Annotated in this window: 2 protein-coding genes; both read right to left on the reverse strand. The window is 49.9% G+C overall.

The genetic code is table 11. The features are described 5' to 3' along the window. Positions 1-107 precede the first annotated feature (107 nt). The gene (locus ICT70_RS14750) at positions 108-1184 is read right to left on the reverse strand and encodes a hypothetical protein (protein WP_191157985.1); all 1077 of its coding nucleotides are present in this window, start codon (positions 1182-1184) and stop codon (positions 108-110) included. Between the two features lie 289 nt (positions 1185-1473). Next, positions 1474-1605, reverse strand: a complete 132-nt coding sequence (locus ICT70_RS15325; protein ID WP_224747094.1) for a PD-(D/E)XK nuclease domain-containing protein — start codon at positions 1603-1605, stop codon at positions 1474-1476. Between the last annotated feature and the right edge of the window lie 26 nt (positions 1606-1631).

The following is a 1631-nucleotide window of genomic DNA, read 5'->3' on the forward strand; positions in this document are numbered from 1 at the left end:
CGAAGCAAGGCTTCGAGAGCTTGTCGGTCTTGCGCTGTTAATTCGTATTTTTCATGAGTGCGTGCCATGTTTGAAACTATAGCACAACTTCAATTTAAGCAAAAGAACTAACCGCACGGGACACTAGCACTACCACTTTTCCAACCTGAGACTGTATCAAAATCACCACTGTAGACACCGTTGGCTGTCGGGCCAGTCTCGCTTTGAGTGTCATCTTTGGTTAAACCGGCGAAGGCTTGCGCCACCTGGCCTGCGGTCAGAGCTTTGGCTGCAGTGAAGGTCAGACCATTAACGGTTGTGGACTCTCCATTCGCAAGTGCTTTAAAGGTGAGTTCTTGGGTTGCCGGCACTAATGCCTTTGCTGCTTTGGTTACGGTCGTGACTGATGCGTTTTGCACTACGGTAACATCGGTTGTATCTTCGCTACCGGTAACACTGATCGAACCAACTGTAATGTCAAAGTCGCTGGTTTCTTTTTTAGCATCAGAGATGGCATTAACGGTCACAGCGATTGTTGTTCCGCCAGTGACTGCGATGGCAGTATCGCCGTTATTCAAAGCGGCTTCACCGTCTGAATTCAGTGTTTGAGTTACGGAGACAGCGCCTGATTGCTCATTACCAGCTGTACCGACTGTAATGTTGCCAGTTGCTGCTTTTGCGGATACATCGATTGTGACATCGGTTCCGTCGGTGGTAGCAATGTTTGCACCTTCAAAATCAGAGCCGGTGATGCTGATTGCACCTGCCGCATTGTCCAGCGTGACTGCGCCAGTATCCTTGTTCACAGTAACACTGACATTGCTGCCGCCGTCGACAGTGACTGCGCCCTTGGTGCCAGAAGTAGTAACTGCCGTTGTATCTTCAGCAGTCAAATCAATAAGACCAGCAGCCTCTGTCACGCTGAGGGACGTCAAGCCTGCCCAGGTAGAGAAGTCAGCTGTTAAATCAACAGCTGTACGCACTACAGCATTCTCGACATTTTGTACAACGATACCTGTAGGAAGAGCCGTAACAGCAGTACCGGCATCACCAATACCGTTCAGCACGTTCAGCTTAAAGGTGTCGGTTCCAGCACCACCATCAATGGAATCCAAAGCAGTCAAGGTCGTTGCAACAGCACCAGTTGTGCCATCGATCACACCATTAAACGTATCATTCCCGGCACCACCAACAAACTCATCCACACCTGTAGTGAGCGTGAATGTGCGTACGTGTTTGAGCCGTGATTACCGGGCGTTATGGCGTACCCGTTCATTTTTACCGAACAATTACCGACATGTAGGCAGCTGCTAAAAAAGATGATTCGCTTATTTCTCCTGATTGGCAAGGCCGTAGAGAGATTTGGACTGAAGGTCGGTGGTCGATTTTACCGACCATTTACCGACACGGAGGGTCGCTCAGGGCGTTTTTATCGGCAATGGGGCGTTGACAGGGTTGCAACGTTTGTTCAGTCTGCTCAGCAAGTGACAGCTGTTACTTGACCGCTTCCCAGGCAAAGCCGGTGACATTACGGCTGTTGGAATCAAAGTCGATGCCGATCAGGATGATTCTCTTACCGTCGGCCAGATACTTCTGCTGGTAGTTGCACTCTTTGATCTGCTTCAGGGCATCACCACTGCCATCGACCTTGA

Origin of the sequence: Pelovirga terrestris (assembly GCF_014773365.1) — a bacterium.
GTDB classification, from domain to species: domain Bacteria; phylum Desulfobacterota; class Desulfuromonadia; order Desulfuromonadales; family Geopsychrobacteraceae; genus Pelovirga; species Pelovirga terrestris.